The sequence below is a fragment of the Rhodoferax sp. genome, from assembly GCF_028688795.1.
In the GTDB taxonomy this organism is placed as follows: Bacteria; Pseudomonadota; Gammaproteobacteria; order Burkholderiales; family Burkholderiaceae_C; genus Rhodoferax.
The window spans coordinates 100,432-118,516 of the sequence record NZ_JAQTXM010000008.1 but is presented as its reverse complement, the minus strand read 5'-3'; the positions used below and the strand labels follow the sequence as shown (position 1 = coordinate 118,516).

Genomic DNA, 18,085 nt, shown 5'->3' with positions numbered 1-18,085 from the left:
CTCAACCCCCAATCGACACGGCCACGGCGCGCAGCAGGTCAGTCAATGGTTCAGGTGTGTAGGTGCCCAGCATCACCAGCACGGCCACAAAACCCAGTTTGGGCAACAGCGTGACCCAGGACTGCGGTGGCGCCGTGACCGTGACCTTGGGCGCCCCCCACAACATGGGGAACACGGTGCGCCCGGTGGCGACAAAAATCACCGTCAGCATCACACACATCAGCGTGAAAGCCAGCAGGTTGCCGGCCTGCACAATGCCGGACAGGATCAACATTTCGGCCAAAAAGCTGGCAAACGGCGGAAAACCCAGCAGCGCAAAAATGCCCAGGGTGAACAACGACCCGGCCAGCGGCAGGGTGCGGATGACACCGCTCAAAGGCCCCACCTCGTTGGTGCCATAGACAGCGCGCATCCGCCCGGCGGTGAGAAAAAGCAGCGACTTCACGAACGCATTGCTCACGATGTACAGCACCACGCCGTACGCCGCCGCCTTGCCCACCGACAGTCCCAGTGCAATCACGCCAGATGAGCTGACGCAGGCGTAGGCAATCAGGCGCTTGTAGTTGGTGCTTGCCATGATCTGCACCGCCGCCACCACCAGCGAGATGTAGCCCATGACCAGCAGTTCTTGCGACACAAACCCGGCCTCAAACCCATGAAAGATCTGAAGAATGCGAAACACCGCCACCACGCTGACGTTGAACTGCACGGATGCCAGCAGCGCGCTGGTGGTGGTGGGCGCCGCCTCATAGGTCTCAGGCAGCCAGCCATACAGCGGCGCCAGTCCCAGTTTGCCGCCCAGCCCGAACAGCATGAACGATAGCCCCAGGCGCTGCCAGCCATCCGGCTCGCGGGTGAGCGATTCGCCCAGTCGGTCCACCATGAAACTCACCTCCACACCACGCAAGTGGGCCGATTGGGTCAGTGCCATGAAGCCCAGAAAGGTGATGGCCAGTGTCATGGCGGAGTACAGCATGTAGCGCCAGGCCACTGCGCGCGGGTTGGTGGCATCACCGCGCGCCACCAGTGGCGCGGCGCACAGGGTACTGACCTCGATCAGCGCCCACAGCAACACCAGGTGGTTGGCCATCAGACCGATGTTGATGACGGCCATGAACAGCAGCATCAGCGCGGCGCGTGAGCGGATGTCACGGGCCAGCGTTGGCGTGTGGCGCTCGCGCGAGTACAGGTACACACAAATGCCCAGAAACACGGTGTTGATGACCACGATGAACAGCAGCGAGGTGGCGTCCAGCACCAGGTATCGCCGAGCGAAATACAGCGGTAACTCTGTCAGGGGATGCGTCAGAAAAACGCCCATGGCCGCCAACCACATCACCAGCGCCAAGCTCACCAGCGCCGGCGACACCCAGTGCGTGCCATGAATGAACTCTTCAGCCACACTCGTTGAGTGTTTGGCGGCGGCTACCGCCGGGCTGGCTGCGGGGTTTTGGTTTGCTATTGAAGATGTAGCTGTCATCGCACGTCTTCCTTGGGTTGAGGTATCAAAACGCTCAAAACGGATTGTCCCCGTATCAGCCAGCTGCCCACCGCCACCGTGCCCACATAAACCACACTGATGGCAATGTGCACCGGCAGCGGCCAGGGTTCGGGCATGAGCGACTCAAACAGCGCCAACGCGTTTTCCATGAACAGCAGCGCCACCAGTTGTGCCACTGGCTCGCGGTTGCTGGCCAGCACGAGAAAGGCCACCGTGACGGTGGCGGCAACCACGCCCAGGGTGAGCGCGCGCACATCGGCCCGGGCGCCATCGCCAAACTTAAAAGCCAGAATGATCAGCGCCACGGCTGCACCCCAGGCAAACAGGTTGGAGGGCATCACATCAAGTTCCGCCGCTTTGCCGGCTTGAAGGGTGCGGCGCAGCAACTGTGGCACCAGCCAGGCGCGGATGATCAAAATTTCCAGCCCGGCGGCCAGCGCATGAAGGTTCAGCGTGTCGTGCTGGTTCAGGGTGATCCAGCCCAGTGCCAACGCCTGCAGGCTGAGCCAGGTGGGGGTCACAGTCAGCTTGCCAAAAAACACCGGGATCAGGGTGGCGATCAGGCAGGCGATCAGCGGCAGGGTCGGGTTGCTGGCAACGTTCACAGTCCGACTCCTGTGACACCGATCACCACCGCTGCGAGCGCCACCAGCCAGCCGGACAACCACACATAACGTGGTACCCAGGGCAGTGGCAAACGTGCCATCACAGACTCAAAACATCCCACCACCACGGCCACCCCCAGCATCAATGCCACGGACACCGCTACAGCGGCCAGCGGTGTGCGCCAAGGGTCCAACGGGTTGAGCAGGGTGGCGATCAGCCCGGCGTAGAGCGTCATCTTCAGCCCGGCGGCGTACTGCATGGCGGCCAGCTCTGGGCCGCTATGGTCCAGGATCATCACTTCGTGAATCATGGTGAGTTCCAGGTGCGTTGCGGGATCGTCCACCGGCACGCGGGCGGCCTCGGTTTGCAGCAAAATCAACAGGGCCAGCGCCAGCGGCAACACAATCAACCCGTAGGAGGGCGTCTGGTGCAAATGCCCCAACATGCCGGCAAAACTGCTCATGCCTGTGGCGACACCCACCGTGCCCAACAGCAAAAACAGGGCCGGCTCGGCAAAGGCGCCATACATGGCCTCGCGCGATGCCCCCATGCCTTCAAACGGGCTGCCAACATCCATGGCTGAGAGCATCAACACCAGGCGCGCCAGCCCCAGGATGTAGGCCACGGCGACAAAGTCGTGCGCAAACGACAGTGGCGCAAACTGGCCCAGCAGCGGCACAAAGGCCATCGCGGCCAGCCCACACACCAGCACCACATAAGGCCCCAGCCGGAACAGCGGTGTGGCGGTGTCGCTCACCACCGGGCGTTTGCGCAGCAGGCGGCGCAGGTCGTGGTAGGACTGGAACAGGCCTGGCCCCTTGCGTGCTGCCCACCAGGATTTGGTGCGGTTGATGACCCCCACCAGCAAAAACGGCATCACCAGCGTGATGATGGTGTGTGCCAGCGTCAATTGCAGCAGGGTTGTCATGGCAGCGCACCTTCGGCGAGCACCACCAGTGCGGCAATGGCCACCACGGCCGCCAGCCCGAGGGCAAAGGCCAGGCGCGGGTCATCCTCATGCATCAGTTTGGAGATCAGGCTGGCCGACTCATCGCCGTGGCCGATCACGTTGTACAGGCGCCGCTCCACCGCGTCGACACAGTCGGTGACCACATAGGCATCGTCTGGGAAATACCCAGTGGGTGCTTTCTGGCGCTTGAGCAGCGCCATCACGCCCTGGTAGTTTTGTGAGAAGTCTTTGGAGAAGCTGCTGCCGGTGTATTGCAGCCGGGCGCTACCAGCGCTGTAGCCGCAGCCCCAGGTTGGGCCTGTGGTTGGGGCCTGGCGACGCAGGGTTCGGCGCAGCCCCCAAACTGCGGTCCATGCCAGCACGATGAGGCCGGCCACCGCCACTGAAATCAGACTGACCCGGCCCAGCACGTCGTGCACGCCCTGCATCGCCTGCAGGGCGGAGGTCTCCGGCACCGCGTGCAAAAACAGCCGGGTGGGCGCTGCAACCAGCATCAGCCCCAGCACTGGCATCAACCCCAACAGCACCGTGCCTGCTGTGTGAATCAGCAGCGGCGTGAGCATCCAGCCGCTGGGTTCATGGCCGTCGGGCAGGGTGGTGTCACGCGCGTGGCCCATGAAGATCACGCCATAAGCCCGGGTGATGCTCAGGGCGGACACGGCGCCCACGAAGGCCAGCAGCGTTGCCACCCCGATCAGCATCAGTTTGGCCCAGACGCTGATGGTTTCACCGGTGAACAGCCCGCTGTAAATCAAAAACTCGCTGGCAAACCCGTTGAACGGTGGCAGGGCCGAAATGGCAATGCCGCCCACCAGAAAGCTCAACGAGGTGAGGGGCATCAGCTTGGCCAAGCCGCCCAGGTGCTCAATGTCCACGCTGTGTTTGACCTGATACACCGCCCCCGCTGCATAAAACAACTGGCATTTGAAAAACGCGTGGTTCAGCACATGCAGCATGCCGCCAGCAAAACCCAGCGCCACCAGCCCCGGCACATCCCACGCCAGGCCGAGCGTGCCCATGCCAAAACCAATACCGGCAATGCCAACGTTCTCGGTGCTGGAATAACCCAGCAGGCGTTTCAGGTCGCGCTGGCCTACGGTGTACAAGCCGCCAATCACCGCAGAGGTCACAGAAAAGGCGATCAACGCCCAGCCCATCCAGGCGTCAGGCTTGCCCTGGATCAGCAAAAAGTGCAACAGCGCAAACAAACCGGCCTTATGGATCACACCCGACATCAGCGCACTCACATGGGCCGGTGCCGCCGCATGTGCGCGCGGTAACCACGAGTGAAAAGGGAAGAACGCCGACTTCAGCCCAAAGCTGGTCAGCAGCAGCAAAAACACCGTGTTGCGAATGGTGCCTGGGTGCGCGCTCATCCAGTCGCCCCAGTCGTCCAGGTACCAGCTTTGTGTCTGGGCATACAAAATCATGAACGCCGCCACCAGAAAAATCAGGCCGATGTGGGTGGACACCAGGTAGTTGAAGCCGGCAAAGCGCACTTTCTGGTTGGTGTAGTCCCAAATCACCAGCAACCAGGCAGACAGCGCTGCAATTTCCCAGCCCATCAGAAACGTCACCGCGTGTTCGCCGGTGTAGACCATCAGAAAGGACACCGAAATCATGTTCAGCAGGCCAAAGTGCACCCCGAGGTGGCGCGTGCTGTTGAAATACTTGCGCAAATAGCCCACCGCATAAACCCCGCCCAGCAGCGTCATCGGCAGCGACCAGCTCAGGAAAAAAGCGCCCAACGCGTTCAGGCGAAAGCGCACCGCGCCAATCGGGTAGCCCCAGGGCATCTCCACAAAAAGCTCGGGCGCGCCCAGCAGTACTGGTACCACCGCCAGCCATACCAGCCCGGTGGCCAGGACTTGCGAGGCCAAGCCAACACTGGCGCGCAGCCAGTTGCGCATCGGCAGCAGGCACAGCGCAGCGCCCAGCAGCAACACCAGAACCGCCGTAACGAGCGGGTTCATGGCGCTAGCCTAGGCTGACAAAATGAGGATGGGGTGAGGGAATTTGGGAATGGCTTCATGAGGGCTCCACACACTGACGAACAACGCAGTTCAGCCGATGTGTGGTGGACCGCAGTGGCGCAGGCGCATGTCAAACTGCCGACGCTTGGAGAGCATCAGGGTTTGTCCGTGCGAGGGGGTACCAGCAAGCCGTGTCATGAAGCGACAAATTCTACGCCTGCACGATGGTGCGCGAGCCCCTGGTTTTCCCGCGTCAATGAATCCGCATGCCCGGCTGGGCGCCGGCAAACGGCTCCAGCACATAGATACCGGGTTGCGCCTTCTCATCGGCGTGGCTGGCGGCCAGCACCATGCCTTCACTCACGCCAAATTTCATCTTGCGCGGGGCCAGGTTGGCCACCAGCACGGTGAGTTTGCCGGTCAGGTCGTCGGGCTGGTAGCAACTGGCAATGCCGGAAAACACGTTGCGCGTTTTGGGCTGACCGGCCTCGTCTACTTCACCCACATCCAGCGTGAGTTGCAGCAGCTTGGTGGAACCCGCCACCGCCTGGCATTGCACGATTTTGGCAATGCGCAGGTCGATCTTGGCGAAGTCGTCGATGCTGATGGTTGGGGCCAGCGCTTCACCACCGGGGGCAGTTGGGTCAATCGGTGTGGCCGGGGCGGCGGCTTTGGCAGCTTTTTTGTCACCCGGCTTTGTGGTCGCTGTTGATTCTGTAGCTGCTTGCGCTTGTTCTCCCTGGGCTGCAGGCTCAAACAATGCATCAAGTTGTTTCACGTCGACACGCTGCATCAAATGCTGGTAGTTGCCAATCACATGGCCGGTCTGCAGGGGATCGGCGATGTTGGTGAAGCTCAAGGGCTCAATGGCCAGGAATTGCTCCACCTCGGCCGCCAGCGCGGGCAGCACCGGTTTCAGGTAGCAGGTGAGGATTCTGAAGGCTTTGATGCACACCGTGCACACGTCTTGCAGGCGGGCCTCCTGGTCGGGCTTTTTGGCCAGGTCCCAGGGTTTGTTGGCGTCCACATAGGCGTTCACGCGGTCGGCCAGCAACATGGTCTCACGCAGGGCCTTGGCGTATTCACGCGACTCGTACAGCAGTTCGATGCTGGTGCGCTCAATGCGCAACTGGTGCAAGAGCGCGGCGCCGTCTTCCGACACATCGCCCAGTTTGCCGTCGAACCGCTTGGTCAAAAAGCCCGCGGCACGGCTGGCAATGTTGACAAACTTGCCAATCAAATCACTGTTGACGCGGGCCATGAAGTCGTCGGCGTTGAAGTCAATGTCTTCGTTGCGGGCCGAGAGTTTGGCGGCCAGATAGTAACGCAGCCATTCGGGGTTCATGCCCAGGCTCAGGTACTTGAGCGGGTCCAGCCCGGTGCCGCGGCTTTTGCTCATTTTTTCGCCGTTGTTCACCGTCAAAAAACCGTGCACAAACACGTTGTTGGGGGTCTTGCGGCCGCTGAAATGCAGGGTGGCGGGCCAGAACAAGGTGTGGAAGGTGACGATGTCTTTGCCGATGAAGTGGTATTGCTCCAGCTCGGGGTTGACCATGTAGGTGTCGTAGTCCGGGCTTTGCGGGTCCAGTGCAGCACGTTTTCCCAACAGGTTTTTCAACGAGGCCAGGTAACCAATCGGGGCGTCCAGCCAGACATAAAAGTATTTGCCCGGTGCGTCGGGAATCTCAATGCCAAAGTAGGGTGCGTCTCTAGAGATGTCCCAGTCGCCCAGGCCTTCGCTCTTGGAGCCGTCGGGGTTGGTGCGCACGCTGAACCATTCCTTGATCTTGTTGGCTACTTCGGGCTGCAGCTTGCCGTCTTGCGTCCACTGCTCCAAAAACGCCACGCAACGTGGGTCAGACAGCTTGAAGAAGAAATGCTCGGAGCTTTTCAGCTCGGGTTTGGCGCCTGACAGGGCCGAGAACGGGTTGATCAGGTCGGTAGGGGCATAGACCGCGCCGCAGTTTTCGCAGTTGTCGCCATATTGGTCTTTGGCATGGCACTTGGGGCACTCACCCTTGATGAAACGGTCGGGCAAGAACATGTTTTTCTGCGGGTCGAAAAACTGCTCGATGGTGCGGGTCTCGATCAGCGAGCCATCCTTGTTGTCGCGCAGGTCACGGTAGATCTGGCGCGCCAGTTCATGGTTTTCCGGGGCGTCGGTGCTGTGCCAGTTATCGAACCCAATGTGAAAGCCGTCCAGGTAGGGCTTGCGGCCAGCCGCAATGTTGGCCACAAACTGCTGCGGCGTGATGCCGGCTTTCTCGGCTGCAATCATGATCGGCGCGCCGTGGGTGTCGTCGGCACAGACAAAATCCACCGCGTTGCCCATCATCTTTTGGTAGCGCACCCAGATGTCGGCCTGGATGTATTCCATGATGTGACCAATGTGAAAATTGCCATTGGCGTAGGGCAGGGCGGTGGTGACGAAGAGTTGGCGTGACATGGGTGGATGACCTTTGGGGAAACAGCGGCCATTTTAATCGGGGCGATCTTTGGATAAACAGTTGGGCAAACGAAAGCGCGGGGGTCTTGCGACGCCCGCGCTTTTTGGGGATGCGGCCGTGTGCGCGTTAGGCGGCAGGTGTGCCCAGCATGGTTTGCAGTTCGCCGTTTTCGTACATTTCCATCAAGATGTCTGAGCCACCAATGAACTCACCCTTGAAATAAAACTGAGGAATGGTCGGCCAGTTGCTGTAGTCCTTGATGCCAGCGCGAATGCCGTCGTCTTCCAGCACGTTGACGGTTTTGACCGCCTTGGGGTCGACGCCACAGGCTTTCAGGATTTGGATGGCGCGGCCAGAAAAGCCGCACTGTGGAAAACTTGCCGTGCCTTTCATGAACAGCAAGATGTCGTTTTGTTTGACCAGGTCGTCAATGCGTTGTTGTGCGTCGCTCATGCTCAAAATTCCTTTGTTAATAAACAGATCGGATTATTTCACCTTCAAAGCTGTTGCGGGGTGTGACCCTGTCGGGCTTAGGGGTGTTGTGAATTGCTATTTAAAACATAGCTGCTTGCGCTTTTATCCAAAGGGCTAGAGGCTAATTTGTTATAAATTTAATGGGTGGCTCAATAGTGCGGCGGTAACTCGTCGCGCGGGTTGCGCTGGGGCACCGGCCCTTCTTCGGGCGATTGCTGGCGCAAGAAGTGCACTTCACGCGTCAGCCGGTCAATCTGATCTTGCTGGCGGGTGATGATCTGGTCGAGCTTGTCGATCAGGTCTTCGGCGAAGCTGGCCTTGATTTCAAGCTCGGTCAGGCGCGTGTCGATGCTGTTTGATTCTTGGGTAGTGTTCATGGCAGAGGGAGTTAGCAGGACGGTCAGGGCCGGGGGCAGTTGATGTCCGCAGGTGTGGCGTTGTGTTGCCCGCCGCTGCAGCGTTCGATGCCCGCCAGGTCGCAACGGGATTGCACCTGCGTGAAGCCGGCAGTGGTCAATAAATCCCGCACGGTTTGTGCCTGATCGTAGCCATGCTCCAGCAGCAGCCAGCCACCAGGCTTGAGGTGCGCCGGGGCTTGGGTGATGATCTGGCGGATGTCGTCCAGGCCGTCGGCGCCGCTGGCCAGCGCTTGCAGCGGCTCGTGGGTGAGAGCGGCTAGATGCGGGTCAAGCGCGGCGATATAGGGTGGGTTGGAGACTATGCAGTCATATTTGACAGACGGATCGGCTAAACCTGCGAACCAGGCGCCCTGGCTGAATGTGACCGCCAGTTGCAGCCGCTGGGCGTTGGCTTGGGCCACGGCCAGGGCATCGGCACTGAAGTCGATGGCATGCACTTGCAGTGCCGGCAGGCTGGCCTTGAGCGCCAGCGCGATGGCACCGCTGCCGGTGCCCAGGTCGAGCGCGCTACGGTTTGCCTTGCCCTGCCCTGAAGCAGAGGTAGTCGCCATGGTGCAGTTGGGGTCCGTGAGTATTTCAATCCCCCAGCTGACCAGTGTTTCGGTGTCAGGCCGGGGCACCAGCACGCGGGCATCCACCGCCAAGTCCAGACCAAAAAATTCCTTGCGACCGGTGAGGTAGGCCAACGGCTCACCCGCCAGGCGCCGCTGCGCCAGCAGTGTCAAGGCGTTGCCAAGCGCAGGCGGCAACGTGTCGGTGTCATGCGCCAGCAGCCAACCGCGCTGGTGTGGCGGCTGCCCCAACACATGCAGCAGCAGCAGTTGCGCGTCCAGCCGCTCCAGCCCGGTGGCTTGCAGGGCTGCGAGTATGTGGGCCAGCGTTTGCGGCAGAGGTTCAGGGATGGGTGTAGGTGACATAAATGCTATCTAATAAATAGCTGCTTACGCATTATTTATATGGGCTAGGGGTCATTTTTCCATATATTTCAAAGGGCGCGTCAAACGCACGCATTGAAAGCACTGAACTGGTGTTTGATGCCGTTCATTGAACTCAGGCATTGAGCTCCAGCGCAGCCAGCTGAGTGGCTGCCTCATGGGCTTGCAGCGCATTCACCACATCATCCAGGTCTCCTTCCATGATGGCCAGCAGCTTGTACAGCGTGAGGTTGATGCGGTGGTCGGTCAAGCGCCCTTGTGGAAAGTTGTAGGTGCGGATGCGGTCGCTGCGGTCGCCGGTGCCAACCAGGCTTTTTCGCTCGGCAGCATCTTTGGCGGCGCGCTCGGCGCGGTCTTTTTCGTGGATGCGGGCGGTCAGCACCTTGAGCGCCTGCGCCTTGTTGGCGTGCTGGCTGCGCCCGTCCTGGCATTCGGCGACTGTGCCGGTGGGCAGGTGGGTGATGCGCACGGCAGAGTCGGTTTTGTTGATGTGCTGGCCACCCGCCCCGCTGGCGCGGTAGGTGTCGATGCGCAGGTCCGAGGCGTTGATTTTGATGGCCTCAGCCTCGTCGGGCTCGGCCAGTACCGCCACGGTACAGGCGCTGGTGTGGATGCGACCCTGGGTCTCGGTCACTGGCACGCGCTGCACGCGGTGGCCACCGGACTCAAACTTGAGTGCGCCATAAACCTGGTCCCCTTCGATGCGCAGCACCACCTCCTTGTAGCCACCGAGTTCGCTGCTCGACTCGCTGATGATCTCGTGCTTCCAGCCCTTGCGGTCGCAGTAACGCAGGTACATGCGCGCCAGGTCAGCGGCAAACAGGGCAGATTCGTCGCCGCCGGTACCCGCGCGGATTTCAACAAACGCCGGGCGCGCATCGTCCGGGTCTTTGGGTAGCAACATGCGCTGCAACTCGGCCTCAAGCTGCTGCAGGTCGGCGCTGGCAGCATCGATTTCTTCTTGCGCCATTTCTGTCATGTCGGTGTCGTTGGCCGCGTCTTTGAGCATGTCTTGCGCCCCAGCCAGGTCGGCTTCGCGCTGCTGGTAACGCAGCCAGCGGCCGGCTACGGCGGCCACGTCGGTGTGTTCGCGTGACAGCTTCAGGAACTGTTCCATGTCGCTCATGATGTCCTGGCGCGACAGCAAGAATTCAAGCTCGCCGAGACGGTCAGCGTAGCGGGCGAGTTGTTGGCGAAGAAAGGGTTTCATGGGGATCGGTGGGTAATTGTGCTGAAAATCGGTGGATGTCAGTGGCTTTTGGCGTCACCTTGTGGTGACCTGGCCAAATGAATTCGGCCCTGCAAAAAAAGCCCTGCTGGGTCATACCCGCGGCGCCAAGAGGTGTGCCGTCTCGCGGGGATCAAGACGGGCGTACGAAAGCTTCAGCCCAGCTAACGCTCTTTGCGCAAAAAGAAGTGCTGCACGGCCGAAGTGGCGCGTTCACGGGCGGCGGCATCGCCTGCGCGCAACTCAGCCATGGCGCCGTGCAGCATTTTTTGCGTCAAGCCTTTGCTCAGGGCCTCCAGCACGGCATCCACGTTTTCACCCTTGGCCAGCAGCTTTCGGGCACGGGCAATTTCATTGGCGCGCCACTCATCCGCCTGGGCATTGAGTTGCTGGATCAGTGGCACGGTGCTGCGTTGCTCCAGCCAGTGCAGAAAGCTCTGCACACCGGCGTCCACAATGGCTTCAGCCTGCGCCACGGCCGCCTGGCGGCTGGCCTGGGCGGTCTGCACCACACCGGCCAGATCGTCCACGGTGTACAGGTAGACGTCTTCCAGGGCTTTGACTTCAACTTCAATGTCGCGCGGCACGGCCAAATCAACCATGAACATCGGGCGGCGACGGCGCTTTTTCAGTGCCCGCTCGACCGAACCCAAGCCAATCAGCGGCAAGGTGCTGGCGGTGCAACTCACCACAGCGTCAAATTCATGCAGCCGGTCCGGCAAATCGGCCAGGCGCATCACTTCAGCGCCAAATTTACCGGCCAACTCTTCGCCTCGTGACAGGGTGCGGTTGGCAATGGTGATGCTTTTGGGGTTCTTGGCGGCAAAGTGAGTGGCGCACAGGTCGATCATCTCGCCGGCACCGACAAACAAAACCTTCACCTCGCTCAAGTCTTCAAACAACTGGCCAGCCAGACGCACGGCGGCGGCGGCCATGCTGATGGAGTGCGCGCCGATTTCGGTGGAGGTGCGCACCTCTTTGGCCACGGCAAACGAGCGCTGGAACAACTGGCTGAGCGTGCTGCCCAAAGCGCCTGCAGCTTCGGCGGCGCGCACCGCGTCTTTGATCTGGCCCAGAATTTGCGGCTCGCCCAGCACCATGGAATCGAGCCCGCTGGCCACCCGAAAGGCGTGGCGTGCGGCCAGGCCGTCATGCATCACATAGGAGTGAGCGCGCAGCAGTTCGGTCGACACGCCGCCGCTGTGGGCCAGCCAGTCAAGGGTATTTTCGAGTTGCGGTTGTTCGCAGGCGCAATAAATCTCGGTGCGGTTGCAGGTAGAGATCAATGCCGCCTCGGGCTGGCGGCTCAGGGCACCGCGCAAGGCGTGCAGGGTGGGCTCGATTTGGTCGATGGCGAACGCAAAACGACCGCGCAGATCGAGCGGCGCGGTCGTGTGATTGATACCTAATGCCCAGACTGCCATGAGTGAATTATAAAATCACCGACCATGTGCTTTGACTTGTATCATTTTTTCTTTTCCCTCAAGGGCTGCTAATGGGTTTTCTTGCGTTGCTTAACCATGCCATCAACTTTTTGGCGCCAGCTGCCTGGCTTGCCTTGTTGGTGCCGGTCCTGAGCCGTTTATTTATGAAAAAACGGCCTGTAGCTCATACATATATTGCGCAGGCAGCTATACATTTTGCATTGGGTGTGGTGGCGCTGTTGATTGGGTTGGCGCTGTTTGGACGAGATGGGAAGATGCTCACCTATATGGCGTTGGTGGTGTTGATTGCCACCAGCCAATGGGTCATGCTCAAAGGCTGGCGCTGATTTGGTCTAGGGTCAGTTGCATTGGGTTGGTCCAAGCTTGTGCGGATTAGTTTGAAAGCACTTCGAGATTTTGATTTAAATCAAGGGTTTTGAGCCCGATGCAGCTACGCTCTTCGCTTCTTTGTCATCACACCGGAAACCCCCCATGAAATTTTCAGCTTTGCTTGCCACCCTTGTTCTCGCCAGTGGATTTGTTTCCGCTGCTCACGCGGCCGACCCTGAGTACCTGCGCATCATCGGCACCGACACCAAATTTGTAGCTAAAAATGCCAAAGGTGAAGAAACTGTGATCACCCGCGTGATGACACCTTGCGCCAAAAACAAGGGCTGGATTCAGGCCATGGTGCCCGTCCCGGGCGTGCACCCGGTGGGCGAGATTGAAGTTCTGAATGCCATGAACGACCGTGACGCCCTGCTGGTGGACATGCGCGAGCCGGAAGACCGTGCCAACGGCACGATCAATGGGTCCATGCACATTGTTTACACCGAAGTCGCAGGCCGTTTGAATGAGCTGGGTTGCAGCAAGACTGCGGGTAAATGGGATTGCAGCAAAGCCAAGAAGGTTTATGCGTTTTGCAATGGCCCGGCCTGCCCACAAAGCCCATCGGCCATTGTGGCCATGACGCGTGAAGGGTTCCCGGCTGACCGCATTTATTACTACCGTGGCGGCATGCTGGACTGGGCGGCGCTTGGTTTCCCGGTCATTAAAGGCGACTTCTAAAGCTTAATGGGTTGGTTTGAGGGCGCTGGGTGCAAATAAGTCCACCCGATCGGTGATGATGCCGTCCAGCCCCAAGTCAAAGAGCCGCTGTGCATCATTGACCTCGTTCACCGTGTAACTCAGGGTGCGCAGGCCGGCGCTTTTGGCCTGCGTCATGCTGGACGTGTCCCAAAGCGCTTGGTCGCAGACCACGGCGACACAGTCCAGCCGTAACGCGGTTTCCAGCCAGCCGGTCCACAGGTTTTCCAGCAGCAGGCCGCGTGGCAGTTCTGGGTGGACCTGCAGTGCGCCTTCAAGTGAAGCCACGTCAAACGAGGTCAGAAGGGGTGGCACCAGAGCCCCATGCCAAAGCCGTGCGGCATGGCTCGCCACCACCTCGCCGGTGTGTACTTCCGTACCGGGTGTGGCTTTGATTTCAATGTTCAAAAAGTAGCCGTTGTGCAAACAGTAGCGGGCAATGGCTTCAAAGGTGGGCAGTGGCTCGCCCACAAAGCTGCGCGAATGCCAGCCACCAGCGTCCAGCAGGGCCAGCGTGCCCCACGGGTGCTCTCCACCCACTGCGCTTAAGCCGCGCCCGAGCGCTTCAACTGCGTTGGTGGTGCGCTGCAAGGTGGCGTCGTGCATTAAAAAAGGGATGCCGTCGGCACTCAGCTTCACGTCGCATTCAAACATGCGGTAGCCAAAGCTGGCCCCCGTGCGAAAGGCCGACAGCGTGTTTTCTGGGGCCAGTTTTCCTGCGCCACGGTGGGCAATCCAGCTGGGGTAGGGCCAGTGGTCGGTTGTGACTGGTTTCATGTGGTGGTCTCCCTGCGTTTGCCGCTGGTAGCATCAAAGTGGTGGATTTTTTCTGGACGTGGGGTAACGTGCAGCGTCTGCCCCAATGCAGGCGGCGCATGCGATTCTTCCGTGCGAATGATGACCAATTCGTCAGCAGCTCCATGTGCCCAACGGCCGTAGGTGAGCCGCTCAGCGCCCAGCATTTCAACGGCCTCCACCGTCAGTGCCCATCCCGTTGGTGTGATGTCAAGGTGCTCGGGGCGTACACCTGTAATGGTGTCGGCGCCTGCACCTGGCGCGTTTTTGAGCAAGTTCATGGGCGGCGAGCCCATAAACCCCGCTACAAACGTGCTGGCCGGGCGGTTGTAGACCTCGTCTGGCGTGCCAAATTGCTCCATGACGCCAGCGTTCATGACGATCATGCGTTGCGCCAGCGTCATGGCTTCGACCTGGTCGTGTGTCACAAAGAGTGATGTGATGCCTAGTTCGCGGTGCAACTTCTGGATTTCAAGGCGGGTTTGGGCACGCAGTTTGGCATCAAGATTGCTCAGCGGCTCGTCAAACAAAAACACCTGCGGCTGGCGCACGATGGCGCGCCCCATCGCCACCCGTTGGCGTTGCCCGCCTGAGAGTTCGCGCGGTTTGCGTTGCAGAAATGGGCCAATTTCTAGAATTTTGGCGGCTTTGTCGACCCGTGCCTTGATCTCATCCACAGGCACCTTGGCAATCTTCAGGCCGTAGGCCATGTTTTCGAACACACTCATGTGCGGGTACAACGCGTAGTTCTGGAACACCATCGCGATGTCTCGCTCTGACGGCTCCAGGTCGTTGACCACCCGGTTGTTGATCGAAATGTCGCCGCCGCTGATTTCTTCCAGGCCCGCCACCATGCGAAGCAAGGTTGACTTGCCGCAGCCAGATGGCCCGACGATGACAACAAATTCACCATGCAGAATTTCGGCGCTGATGCCGTGGATGACCTGGGTGGCGGTTTTGCCCAGCCCATAGCGCTTGGTGACGTTTTTTAAAGTGATTGAAGCCATGTTTTATTCAGTTGGCGACAGAGCAAATCTTGGTCTGTCCCGCAATCCCTTAATCAGTTGAGGACGGAGCGACGCGCTGCATCGCAGGTGCATCGGTGTGTCCCCAAACATGTTACTTTTCTGTATCCACCAGCCCTTTGACGAACCATTTTTGCATCAGCATCACCACCAACGCTGGCGGTACCATGGCCAGCACGGCGGTGGCCATGACGATGTTCCATTGCATCTCGGAGTCGCCGCCGGAGATCATCCGCTTGATGCCGATCACCACCGGGTACATGTCCTCGCTGGTGGTCACCAGCAGTGGCCACAGGTACTGGTTCCAGCCGTAAATGAACTGAATCACAAACAGCGCAGCAATCGACGTTTTGGACAGCGGCACCAGAATGTCCTTGAAAAAACGCATGGGGCCAGCGCCATCCATGCGTGCCGCCTCCACCAGTTCTTCAGGCACGGTCAAGAAAAATTGTCTGAACAAAAACGTGGCGGTGGCCGAGGCAATCAACGGAATCGTCAAGCCCGCATAACTGTTGAGCATGCCAAGGTCTGACACCACTTTGTAGGTCGGTCCAATGCGCACCTCCACGGGCAGCATCAGCGTGATGAAGATGGCCCAGAAGAAAAACATGCGAAAGGGAAAACGGAAGTAGACGATGGCAAAAGCTGACAGCAGCGAGATAGCAATCTTGCCCAACGAGATGATCAGCGCCGAAATCAAACTTACCATCATCATTTGCCCGACCGGCGCTTTGGAGCCGGAACCGCCACCGGTGCCGTTCCAGGCGGCGGTGTAGTTCTCAATCAAGTGCCCACCGGGCAGCAGCGGCATGGGCGTTTGCACAATCGCCTGCGCGGTCTGGGTCGAGGCCACAAACGTCAGGTACAGCGGAAAAGCCACCACCAGCACACCCAAAATCAGCACGGTGTGTGACAGAAATGTCAAAAACGGGCGACGCTCAACCATCAGTAGTTCACTTTCTTCTCGACAAAGCGAAATTGCACCACCGTGAGCAGCACCACAATCACCATCAGCACCACGGATTGTGCGGCCGAGCCACCCATGTCCATGGCCTTGAAGCCATCAAAGTACACCTTGTAGACCAAAATGGCGGTTTCCTTGCCAGGGCCGCCTTGGGTGGCTGCGTCAATGATGGCAAAGGTGTCAAAAAAAGCGTAGACGATGTTGATCACCAACAGGAAAAACGTGGTGGGTGACAGCAGGGGAAACACGATGGTCCAGAAACGCCGCCAGGGCCGCGCACCGTCAATGGCGGCGGCTTCAATCAGCGACTTCGGAATGCTTTGTAGCCCCGCCAAAAAGAACAAAAAGTTGTATGAAATCTGCTTCCACACCGCAGCCATCACCACCAGAGTCATGGCATGTGTGCCGTTGAGCAAGTGGTTCCAGTCGACACCGAGCGCGCGCAGCCAGTACGACACCACGCCCACGCTGGGCGCAAACATGAACAGCCACAACACGCCAGCCACCGCTGGCGCCACGGCGTAGGGCCAGATCAGCAGGGTTTTGTAGACCAGTGCGCCTTTGACAATGCGGTCGGCAAACACCGCCAGCAGCAGTGAAATACTGATGCCCGCCACCGCCACCAGGGTTGAAAAAATGGCGGTGGTGTAAAACGAGGCCAGATAAGTCTCGTCGTTCCAAAGGTTACGGAAGTTGTCGAGACCGACCCAGTCCACCGATGTACCAAAGGCATCAGATTGCTGCACCGACTGCAGCAGTGCCTGGGCTGCAGGCCAGAAGAAAAACAGCGCGATCACAACCACCTGGGGGGCCATCAGCACCCAAGGCAGCCACTTTGAGCGGAAGAAAACGCGTTTTTCCACTGTTCACCCATTAACCTTTCTTGTTGGCCTTCTCAAAGCGTTCCAGCAGCTCGTTGCCGCGCTTCACGATGGCGTCCAGGGCTTCTTTGGCAGTCTTCTTGCCACCCCAAACGCCTTCGAGTTCTTCGTCCTCAATGGTGCGGATCTGTACGTAATTGCCCAGTCGGATGCCGCGCGATTTGTCGGTGACCTTGCGAATCATCTGGTTGACAGCCACGTCGGTACCCGGATTTTGTTTGTAGTAGCCCGATTTTTCAGTCAGCTCATATGCAGCCGTGGTGATGGGCAGGTAACCGGTGCGCTTGTGGCTCTCTGATTGCACCTCTGGGCTGGAGATGTAGTTAAAGAACTTGGCGACGCCTTTGTATTCATCGGCCTTCTTGCCGGCCATGACCCACAGGCTGGCACCCCCAATGACGGTGTTTTGCGGTGCGCCGGGCACGTCCGGGTAGTAGGGAAGGGGTGCAACACCAAAAGCAAACTTGGCATTTTTCTTGACGTTGCCGTAGAAACCGCTGGAGGTGGTGATCATGGCGCATTCGCCTGAGACAAAGGTGGCTTCAGGCACATTGGCGCGTCCCTTGTACACAAACAGCCCTTGCTGGTGCATGTTGGCCAGGTTTTCAATGTGGCGCACATGCAGCGGTGAGTTGACCTTCATGCGTGCGTCCATGCCACCCAAGCCATTGGCCTTGGTAGCGAATTCGACGTTATGCCAGGCTGAAAAGCTCTCCAGTTGTGTCCAGCCTTGCCAAGCCACGGTGAGTGGGCATTTGTGCCCACTGGCCTTGAGCTTGGCGGCGGCCAGCGCCACCTCAGGCCAGCTGCTAGGCGCCTTGTCGGTGCTCAGGCCAGCGGCCTTGAAGGCATCCTTGTTGAAATAGAACACGGTGGTGGAGCTGTTAAAAGGCATGCTCAACATCTCGCCACTGGGCGCGGTGTAATAGCCCGCCACTGCTGGAATGTAGGCTTTGGGGTCAAACTTTTGACCCGCGTCCTTCATGACCTTGCCGACAGGCACGATGGCGTTTTTGCTGGCCATCATGGTGGCCGTGCCAACTTCAAACACTTGCAAAATGTGCGGCGCATTGCCAGCCCGGAAGGCCGCCACGGCGGCTGTCATGGACTCGTCATAGGTGCCCTTGTAGGTGGGCACAATTTTGTAATCTGCCTGGCTGGCATTGAAGTTTTTGGCGAGGTCGTTGACCCATTCGCCGTTGACGGCGGTCATGGAGTGCCACCATTGGACTTCGGTCACGGCCTGGGCCGTCAGGGCAAATGATGCCAGCGCGACGGCTGCAAGTTTCAATTTCATGTGATTTCCTTGAAGTGAAGGGTGCGAGCTTACGGATCAAATATGACGAATTTGCGACAG

17 protein-coding genes are annotated in these 18,085 nt (G+C 59.4%); 2 read left to right on the top strand and 15 right to left on the bottom strand.

The window, feature by feature from the left end:
- Position 1: 1 nt before the first annotated feature.
- The 10 genes from PHQ58_RS08215 to hemA form a co-directional block, all read right to left on the bottom strand.
- Entirely contained in the window at positions 2–1,480 is a 1,479-nt protein-coding gene (locus PHQ58_RS08215; RefSeq protein WP_300109629.1) for a proton-conducting transporter membrane subunit, read from the bottom strand.
- Positions 1,477–2,106, bottom strand: coding sequence for a hypothetical protein (locus PHQ58_RS08210; RefSeq protein WP_300109626.1), 630 nt, complete (start codon positions 2,104–2,106; stop codon positions 1,477–1,479). Before PHQ58_RS08210 ends, PHQ58_RS08215 begins: the two co-directional genes overlap by 4 nt.
- Complete coding sequence (locus tag PHQ58_RS08205; protein WP_300109623.1) at positions 2,103–3,035, bottom strand: NADH-quinone oxidoreductase subunit H; 933 nt, start codon at positions 3,033–3,035, stop codon at positions 2,103–2,105. The genes PHQ58_RS08210 and PHQ58_RS08205 overlap by 4 nt, the downstream gene beginning before the upstream one ends.
- A complete protein-coding gene (locus tag PHQ58_RS08200) occupies positions 3,032–5,050 on the bottom strand; it encodes a proton-conducting transporter membrane subunit (RefSeq protein WP_300109620.1) in 2,019 nt (672 codons plus the stop codon). Before PHQ58_RS08200 ends, PHQ58_RS08205 begins: the two co-directional genes overlap by 4 nt.
- A gap of 253 nt (positions 5,051–5,303) precedes the next feature.
- Positions 5,304–7,496: a methionine--tRNA ligase gene (gene metG / locus PHQ58_RS08195; protein WP_300109617.1), complete on the bottom strand. Its 2,193-nt coding sequence runs from the start codon at positions 7,494–7,496 to the stop codon at positions 5,304–5,306.
- 127 nt (positions 7,497–7,623) lie between these two features.
- Complete coding sequence (grxD, locus tag PHQ58_RS08190; RefSeq protein WP_300109614.1) at positions 7,624–7,950, bottom strand: Grx4 family monothiol glutaredoxin; 327 nt, start codon at positions 7,948–7,950, stop codon at positions 7,624–7,626.
- A 170-nt stretch (positions 7,951–8,120) separates the two neighbouring features.
- On the bottom strand, positions 8,121–8,348 hold the full coding sequence (locus PHQ58_RS08185; protein ID WP_300109612.1) for a SlyX family protein: 228 nt from the start codon (positions 8,346–8,348) through the stop codon (positions 8,121–8,123).
- Positions 8,349–8,371: 23 nt separating this feature from the next.
- A complete protein-coding gene (prmC, locus tag PHQ58_RS08180; protein ID WP_300109609.1) occupies positions 8,372–9,307 on the bottom strand; it encodes a peptide chain release factor N(5)-glutamine methyltransferase in 936 nt (311 codons plus the stop codon).
- A gap of 133 nt (positions 9,308–9,440) precedes the next feature.
- A complete protein-coding gene (prfA, locus tag PHQ58_RS08175) occupies positions 9,441–10,535 on the bottom strand; it encodes a peptide chain release factor 1 (protein ID WP_300109606.1) in 1,095 nt (364 codons plus the stop codon).
- A gap of 182 nt (positions 10,536–10,717) precedes the next feature.
- On the bottom strand, positions 10,718–11,977 hold the full coding sequence (hemA, locus tag PHQ58_RS08170) for a glutamyl-tRNA reductase (protein WP_300109603.1): 1,260 nt from the start codon (positions 11,975–11,977) through the stop codon (positions 10,718–10,720).
- Between the two features lie 71 nt (positions 11,978–12,048).
- Here hemA and PHQ58_RS08165 point away from each other — a divergent pair, with 71 nt between their 5' ends.
- Together PHQ58_RS08165 and PHQ58_RS08160 are read left to right on the top strand one after the other, a co-directional pair.
- Complete coding sequence (locus PHQ58_RS08165) at positions 12,049–12,324, top strand: hypothetical protein (RefSeq protein ID WP_300109601.1); 276 nt, start codon at positions 12,049–12,051, stop codon at positions 12,322–12,324.
- Between the two features lie 145 nt (positions 12,325–12,469).
- Positions 12,470–13,045, top strand: coding sequence for a rhodanese-like domain-containing protein (locus PHQ58_RS08160; protein ID WP_300109598.1), 576 nt, complete (start codon positions 12,470–12,472; stop codon positions 13,043–13,045).
- A gap of 3 nt (positions 13,046–13,048) precedes the next feature.
- Here the strand turns inward: PHQ58_RS08160 and ugpQ are convergent, their stop codons facing one another.
- From ugpQ to ugpB, 5 genes are all read right to left on the bottom strand, one after another.
- Positions 13,049–13,840, bottom strand: coding sequence for a glycerophosphodiester phosphodiesterase (gene ugpQ / locus PHQ58_RS08155; protein ID WP_300109596.1), 792 nt, complete (start codon positions 13,838–13,840; stop codon positions 13,049–13,051).
- Positions 13,837–14,865: a sn-glycerol-3-phosphate ABC transporter ATP-binding protein UgpC gene (gene ugpC / locus PHQ58_RS08150; protein WP_300109593.1), complete on the bottom strand. Its 1,029-nt coding sequence runs from the start codon at positions 14,863–14,865 to the stop codon at positions 13,837–13,839. The genes ugpQ and ugpC overlap by 4 nt, the downstream gene beginning before the upstream one ends.
- Positions 14,866–14,977: 112 nt before the next feature.
- Positions 14,978–15,829, bottom strand: coding sequence for a sn-glycerol-3-phosphate ABC transporter permease UgpE (gene ugpE / locus PHQ58_RS08145; RefSeq protein ID WP_300109590.1), 852 nt, complete (start codon positions 15,827–15,829; stop codon positions 14,978–14,980).
- Entirely contained in the window at positions 15,829–16,710 is an 882-nt protein-coding gene (gene ugpA, locus PHQ58_RS08140; protein ID WP_300109587.1) for a sn-glycerol-3-phosphate ABC transporter permease UgpA, read from the bottom strand. The genes ugpE and ugpA overlap by 1 nt, the downstream gene beginning before the upstream one ends.
- A 10-nt stretch (positions 16,711–16,720) precedes the next feature.
- The gene (gene ugpB / locus PHQ58_RS08135; RefSeq protein WP_300109585.1) at positions 16,721–18,025 is read right to left on the bottom strand and encodes a sn-glycerol-3-phosphate ABC transporter substrate-binding protein UgpB; all 1,305 of its coding nucleotides are present in this window, start codon (positions 18,023–18,025) and stop codon (positions 16,721–16,723) included.
- Positions 18,026–18,085 lie beyond the last annotated feature (60 nt).

Bases quoted from the DNA above. Each gene is read 5' to 3' on its own strand.
- prfA (WP_300109606.1), bottom strand. From the start codon at position 10,535: ATGAAACCCTTTCTTCGCCAACAACTCGCCCGCTACGCTGACCGTCTC.
- PHQ58_RS08185 (WP_300109612.1), bottom strand. From the start codon at position 8,348: ATGAACACTACCCAAGAATCAAACAGCATCGACACGCGCCTGACCGAG.
- prmC (WP_300109609.1), bottom strand. From the start codon at position 9,307: ATGTCACCTACACCCATCCCTGAACCTCTGCCGCAAACGCTGGCCCAC.
- PHQ58_RS08200 (WP_300109620.1), bottom strand. From the start codon at position 5,050: ATGAACCCGCTCGTTACGGCGGTTCTGGTGTTGCTGCTGGGCGCTGCG.
- grxD (WP_300109614.1), bottom strand. From the start codon at position 7,950: ATGAGCGACGCACAACAACGCATTGACGACCTGGTCAAACAAAACGAC.
- ugpB (WP_300109585.1), bottom strand. From the start codon at position 18,025: ATGAAATTGAAACTTGCAGCCGTCGCGCTGGCATCATTTGCCCTGACG.
- hemA (WP_300109603.1), bottom strand. From the start codon at position 11,977: ATGGCAGTCTGGGCATTAGGTATCAATCACACGACCGCGCCGCTCGAT.
- metG (WP_300109617.1), bottom strand. From the start codon at position 7,496: ATGTCACGCCAACTCTTCGTCACCACCGCCCTGCCCTACGCCAATGGC.
- ugpE (WP_300109590.1), bottom strand. From the start codon at position 15,829: ATGGTTGAGCGTCGCCCGTTTTTGACATTTCTGTCACACACCGTGCTG.
- PHQ58_RS08215 (WP_300109629.1), bottom strand. From the start codon at position 1,480: ATGACAGCTACATCTTCAATAGCAAACCAAAACCCCGCAGCCAGCCCG.
- PHQ58_RS08165 (WP_300109601.1), top strand. From the start codon at position 12,049: ATGGGTTTTCTTGCGTTGCTTAACCATGCCATCAACTTTTTGGCGCCA.
- ugpC (WP_300109593.1), bottom strand. From the start codon at position 14,865: ATGGCTTCAATCACTTTAAAAAACGTCACCAAGCGCTATGGGCTGGGC.
- PHQ58_RS08205 (WP_300109623.1), bottom strand. From the start codon at position 3,035: ATGACAACCCTGCTGCAATTGACGCTGGCACACACCATCATCACGCTG.
- PHQ58_RS08160 (WP_300109598.1), top strand. From the start codon at position 12,470: ATGAAATTTTCAGCTTTGCTTGCCACCCTTGTTCTCGCCAGTGGATTT.
- ugpQ (WP_300109596.1), bottom strand. From the start codon at position 13,840: ATGAAACCAGTCACAACCGACCACTGGCCCTACCCCAGCTGGATTGCC.